Origin of the sequence: Mesorhizobium sp. M0968 (assembly GCF_040319065.1) — a bacterium.
Lineage (GTDB): Bacteria > Pseudomonadota > Alphaproteobacteria > Rhizobiales > Rhizobiaceae > Mesorhizobium.
The window spans coordinates 1-5,369 of record NZ_JAMYNL010000064.1; the positions used below are offsets into that span (position 1 = coordinate 1).

At 60.1% G+C, this 5,369-nt stretch carries 7 protein-coding genes; 4 read left to right on the forward strand and 3 right to left on the reverse strand.

Annotated elements, in window-relative coordinates:
* On the reverse strand, positions 1-245 hold a 245-nt coding region (gene tnpB, locus NKH67_RS33620; RefSeq protein ID WP_353033021.1), incomplete at its 3' end, for an IS66 family insertion sequence element accessory protein TnpB.
* A complete protein-coding gene (gene tnpA, locus NKH67_RS33625; protein WP_353033023.1) occupies positions 242-595 on the reverse strand; it encodes an IS66-like element accessory protein TnpA in 354 nt (117 codons plus the stop codon). The genes tnpA and tnpB, both read right to left, overlap by 4 nt.
* 462 nt (positions 596-1,057) lie before the next feature.
* Between tnpA and NKH67_RS33630 the strand changes: the two genes are divergently transcribed.
* From NKH67_RS33630 to NKH67_RS33645, 4 genes are read left to right on the forward strand one after another with little or no spacing between them, the layout of a single operon-like run.
* Positions 1,058-1,405, forward strand: coding sequence for a hypothetical protein (locus NKH67_RS33630; protein ID WP_352852076.1), 348 nt, complete (start codon positions 1,058-1,060; stop codon positions 1,403-1,405).
* A 4-nt stretch (positions 1,406-1,409) separates the two neighbouring features.
* Positions 1,410-1,805 (forward strand): phage holin family protein, encoded by a 396-nt coding sequence (locus NKH67_RS33635; protein ID WP_352852075.1) that lies wholly within the window; start codon positions 1,410-1,412, stop codon positions 1,803-1,805.
* Entirely contained in the window at positions 1,802-2,662 is an 861-nt protein-coding gene (locus tag NKH67_RS33640) for a hypothetical protein (protein WP_352929539.1), read from the forward strand. The genes NKH67_RS33635 and NKH67_RS33640 overlap by 4 nt, the downstream gene beginning before the upstream one ends.
* Positions 2,662-3,429 carry a hypothetical protein gene (locus NKH67_RS33645; protein ID WP_353033026.1) on the forward strand — a complete coding sequence of 256 codons (768 nt, stop codon included), beginning with the start codon at positions 2,662-2,664 and terminating at the stop codon, positions 3,427-3,429. The genes NKH67_RS33640 and NKH67_RS33645 overlap by 1 nt, the downstream gene beginning before the upstream one ends.
* Before the next feature lie 257 nt (positions 3,430-3,686).
* Here NKH67_RS33645 and NKH67_RS33650 read toward each other — a convergent pair whose 3' ends face one another.
* The gene (locus NKH67_RS33650) at positions 3,687-5,219 is read right to left on the reverse strand and encodes a hypothetical protein (RefSeq protein ID WP_353033028.1); all 1,533 of its coding nucleotides are present in this window, start codon (positions 5,217-5,219) and stop codon (positions 3,687-3,689) included.
* Positions 5,220-5,369 lie beyond the last annotated feature (150 nt).

Here is a 5,369-nt window from a genome sequence, read left to right on the forward strand (position 1 = left end):
GCCGGCGACGGCCATAGAAACCGGCCCTTCTCGAGCCGTTTTGCATACAGCGACATGCCGAGCCCATCATGCCAGATAATCTTGACCAGATTGCCGCTGCGGCCGCGGAAGACATAAAGATCGCCGGCATGCGGATCCCGGCCCAACGTCTCCTGAACCTGCAGGGCGAGGCCTTGCATTCCGCGACGCATATCGGTCCGGCCGACCGCCAACCAGATCCGCACCTGGCTCGGGACCGGGATCATGAAACACCCAGCGCCTTCACCATCGCCGTCGCCAGTGTCGGCGGCGTGGTCAGCGGTATCCGCAGCCGCACCTTGCCGGCGATCTCCAGCTCGATCACCGCTGGTGGCGCCGCCGGCACCGAAGCGGCGACAGGCTTATCGGGAACCACGACAACTTCGGCAAAGCCCGTCTCGCGGGCTCTCAGCGTGCGGCGCCACTTATAGATCAGGCTGGTTGCGACATCGTACTGACGCGCTACCGCCGCCACCCTGGACCCGGGCGCGAATGCCGCGGCCAGGATCCGGCACTGATCCTCTTCACGCCAACGACGACGACGCTCCGGTCCGGTCAATAACGTCACATGGCTCATGCTGTGCTGCTAACTGCGCTCGAAAGGACGCCTTAAGAGCGCAGCTTCGCTACCGGGCCATGCTCCCGCAAGGCGGCCCTCGCCGGAGGCGTACCCTTCATCAGAGTTGAAGCAGCAAGGGAAGGGACAGATGGGTAATTCGCATTGCGCTCGCCCGCAAGCAACTCGTCATTCCGAATGCAAACGCACCCGATCCGCGCACCGAGTTCGAAAATGCAACTTGGAAACCCTAGCCAGTCGCTCATTGGGAACCAACGGGCCTTACCTCCGTTTGCTCCTCGAATGGAGGAAACCATGAACAACCGGAATTCTGAACGGCGTCCCCCAACTGCGGTAAGGGCTGGTGACGGTACCTCGGAAGACATAGGAGCAACCGTAAGGGGCGCCTTATCCAAAGCGTCGGACATAGCACAAGGGGCAGCGGGAACCGCCAAACGGGCGGCCGCTGGTGGCGCGTCGACCGTGACCAATCAGGTGAAGGAGATGTTGGACCGTCAGGTCGGCAGCGGCGCCGAGGTGATGGGCCAACTGGCGAGTTCGACCAAACGTGCGGCCGAGGACCTCGACACAAATGCACCGATCGTCGCTGGGGTCGTGCGCACCTTCGCCAATAGGCTTGATGGATACGCAGACGACCTGCGAGACAGATCCGTCGATCAACTGGTTCTTGCAGCGTCCGATTTGGCCAGGCGCAAGCCGGGTTTGGTGTTTGGGCTGGCCGCCGTAGCGGGTTTTTTGACATTCCGCACGCTGAAGAGCGCGCCTCCCGCTCCAGAATCCATCACGGAAAGGCGGCAGGGAGCGAACTGATCTGATGGCACAGGAACAACTGAAGAATTCGCCTCTCCCTCAAGCACTGTCTGCAGTGTTGGCGGACGTCGCGGACCTCTTTCAGAAAGAGTTGCGCCTGGCGCATGCGGAGCTGTCCGCCAACGTCTCAACGAAGCTCCAAGCAGGTGTGTGGATGTCTGCTGCTGGCGCCCTGGGAGTGGCCGCCGCTCTGCTTCTAATCCAAGCCGTCGTACTTGGAATCGCGAGCTTAGGGATAGCCCTGCACTGGTCGTGTCTGATCGTCGCGGCCGCAACGGCGGCTGCCGCTGCTTTCGCATACTATAGGGGCCGCGCTGATGCGCAAAAAGAACTTCTGCCGACACACTCCATAAGCCAAATAAAGCAGGATATTGCGACAACCAAGGAGCAACTAACATGAGCCGCAATTCACAGGTCCAGGATTTTGGAACGAAAGAATGGCTTCTCAGCTCCGCTAGGAACAATCCCGAAGGCCTTCTGCTCGTCGCAGCAGGGTGCGCGCTGCTAATGCGCAGCCGCGGTTCAAGTGCCGGGCATCGCGAGCAATCCCGTGGAACCAATGGGCGCCAAAATGCTCGGCACGTACGCACCGCCAGCGGCGGGGCGTCAAAAACGCAGGAAGAGGCTAGCGAGACAGCAGAGGCCATGCGCGACAATTTAGCCGGCATTGGGGAGAAGGTGAGTGAAACCGCAAGTCACTACGCATCATCGGCCGCGGCATACGCAGAAGAGGCCGGTCGCACCGTATCCGAGAAGTCAGGGCGCATGGTGCAGCAAGCCCAATCAACGTTCCAGGACACGATTGGCCGCATGGTGGAAGAACAGCCATTGGCTTTTGTCCTGGCCGGCTTCGCAGCCGGTGCCGCCATAGCTGCTGCTTTACCGGCCAGCGATGTCGAGAGGCGCACGCTCGGCCCAGCGGGAGAGCGATTGACGGATGCTGCTGAAAAAGCTGGGGACCGATTGAAGTCTTCGACAGCAAAGGCGGGCGAACGGCTCAAGAGCGCAGCCGAGGAACGTGGGCTGAATTCGGACGGCCTCAAGGAGGTCGCAAGGGACGTTGCGGGCGCCTTTGGAAGCGCCTTATCATCAGAGGAGCAATCAAGTGAACCCGTGCAGCCGTCTTCGCCAAGCCCAAGTGGATCGAGCGGTCCATCTACCGCCAAGCTGCAACCGGGCAGCGCCACCAAATCGCAGCGGTCGGACAACCCTCGGTCGAGCAAGCCTGCCCGCGCCGGTGGCAAGAGAGATTTGTGATGGCCGATCCTCAACTTGCGCATCTTGAATCCGACGTTGAGGCTGCCCGGGCTAAGCTCGCCGAGGATTTGGCGACACTTCGGTCGCCAAACATGCTCTCCGAGTTTACCGATGATTTGAAACACGAAGCGCTTGAGGCAAAGGATGCGCTGATGGAGAAAGCAAGCGCCTCAATGCAATCGGTGGCGCAGGCGATTATTGACGATTTCAAGGCAAAGGCAGCTGCCAATCCGAGCGCAGCTTTGGCGATTGGGGCCGGTTTGGGGTGGCGTTTCCTCCGCCGTCCGCCGATCGCAACCGCACTTGTCGGAGCGGGATTGTTCAGCTTATTGCGGACCAATTCGGCCCGGCCACCCGGCGAGCAGCAGGTGGATCACATATCGTACGCCAAGGAGCGCCTGAAGGAGCAATCTAGCGATTTGGCGGAAAGCGTCAGTGATTTCGCTCTTGAAACGGCTGGTAAAATAAAACGCGAAGCTGCCGAGTTGACCGGCGTGGCCAAGGAAACTGTAAAAGAGAAGACAGAACGTCTGGCTGCGGGTATCCGCCATAGCGGCGTTGGGCCGCACGAGGGCGAGACTGCCGCGAGAGCATCCGCACCCTTCGATGAAGCTTCGTTAGCTGTTCAAGACGCATCGGGCAATGAGCATACCGAGGACAAACTCCTTCTGGCGGCGGCAGGTTTGGCAGTCGCTGCGGCTGTCGGCTTTGCCTATCAACGACGTGTGAATGAGCAGATGGACACCGACCGAACTGGAAGAGCGTAGACAGAGGTCATTGCAGAGAAACAGTCGTCCTGAAGGCAGGGTATGATGCCGCGCTCACATTTATCGCGTGTGGCTCGCGCGAAGCCCCCGTACCCCCTTCATTTCCGGCACACGCCACCCTCAGGAACGCTTCTGGAACACGTTGCCGCGAATTGGGCTCGGGTATTCAGTTTGGCTCACCGGTGATCAGCAAGACTGGCAGCGGCGGCGATGCTGGCGCTTCGCCGTCGATGACGCCGAATGCCTTTGGCAACCTCTCAGAGCTTTTTGGCCCGTGCGCGTGAGACGTCGTTCCGGTCAAGAATGGCCAAGCCCCCGAAGAGGACAACGAAACCGACGATCGCGATCCAGCCGATGATCTGTCGCACCCGTTCCTGCCCCTCGGGCATTTGAAGCGCCTCGACCTTCGGCCACATCACGTTGATATACCCGTCCGGCTCTGCGATCAGACCTCGGTCCTCCGTGCCGATTTCGAGCATTACGCCTTTGATGGGACCCTCGGTCATCACCATGACGTGGGCAGGAGCTTCTCCTGCGATCACTTCCCCGTTGCGGCTCACCTGTGCCCAACCCCAAAGGGCGATTTCCGGCCGCACCTTCGGCAGCTTGCCCGTGCCGATGCCAGTGTTGCCGTGCATCTCGTGTTCATACGCTACGCCTGACCATGTCGTATATTTTCCGAGCGGGTGGCGCGGCATTGGCTTGTCAATGCTGACCGTATAGGCGACGTCGCCGGAGGTGAACCCGGCCGAGACTCGCAAACCATCCGTGTTCTGAACGTGCGACCAGCGGTTGCCCATTTCCACGGTTTGGATTGCAATGGTGCCGTTCATAGGCACGGTGCTATTCATTGCGTACGGATCGGCCCCGGTCACCCGCATGCCGTCGCCCGAAGCCTGTGCGGTTGCGATCAAACCGTCGGTGCCCCTCGATTGAGCGTGGGCAGGTTCGGCAGGGACACCCAGCAGGACGGCTAGCGTGCCGATCCCAGCCACGCCGATTACGCGTCGCTTCTTCATCAGCCAACCGCCGACCCACCAGCCGATAAGTGCCGAAACGAAACCGCCTGGAAACGACAGCCACCAAAGATCCCTGTAGCCGGAATAATGAGGCTGATCGAGCGGCAGGCCACGTGGGCCCAAATACATGCTGTAAGTGGTCCAGACGAAGGCGAGCATGAGCGCGCCGATGGTCCAGCCCAGCCGGCCGGCACCGGCGTAAGCAGTCCAGACACAGACAAAAACGAAGCTGATCAAAAGGTGCTGGACGAAGAAGGTAATGCCTGGGAAGTCGCGCAACAGCACCGTCTGGGTCAAAACACCGTCTGCCGCAACGATGATCACAGCAGTAACGAGCCCGTAGACAACGAACCGCCACGTCTCCCCGCGTTCGGTCTCAGCAACAACATGGTTTCGCCGCCAAAGCCACAGCGCCATCAGATAACCACCCAGGATCGCCAAGTAGTGCACCGGCACGCCGGTAATCCACAGGTGATTGAAGTCGAGCCATTCGGGTTCCTGCGGCAGCCCCACGGGCGCAAGCCATTGATAGTAAATCTCCAGAATGAGCGTGTGGACCGCCGTCAGGACCAAGCCTGGAATGATGCCAATGCCGAGAAAGGCCGTACCAAATAGAAAGACGGTTGCGATCAGGAAAGTCTTGGTGATCCAATAGGTCCAGTATGGGTCATTCTCCCAAAGCAAGCCGTGGGCGATGGACGCATCGACGAATATAGCTGAAAGCGCCACAAGAATGCTGAACTTAATTGTATCTTTTGCGAGCAAAAACATCTGCACGCTCCCGCATTGCGCGATATTAACGCCACTTTTCCCTGTAAGTTCCCGGGTTGGGCTGGGCTGACAGGAACCTCTCCTCGTCGCTGGTGCGCCTTGCCGCTGTCGGGACGAACTTTCTTCCATCCGGCTTGGCGCTGCCGGTGC

Coding starts and splice junctions, on each gene's coding strand:
- tnpA (WP_353033023.1), bottom strand. CDS start 595: ATGAGCCATGTGACGTTATTGACCGGACCGGAGCGTCGTCGTCGTTGG.
- NKH67_RS33635 (WP_352852075.1), top strand. CDS start 1,410: ATGGCACAGGAACAACTGAAGAATTCGCCTCTCCCTCAAGCACTGTCT.
- NKH67_RS33640 (WP_352929539.1), top strand. CDS start 1,802: ATGAGCCGCAATTCACAGGTCCAGGATTTTGGAACGAAAGAATGGCTT.
- NKH67_RS33645 (WP_353033026.1), top strand. CDS start 2,662: ATGGCCGATCCTCAACTTGCGCATCTTGAATCCGACGTTGAGGCTGCC.
- NKH67_RS33650 (WP_353033028.1), bottom strand. CDS start 5,219: ATGTTTTTGCTCGCAAAAGATACAATTAAGTTCAGCATTCTTGTGGCG.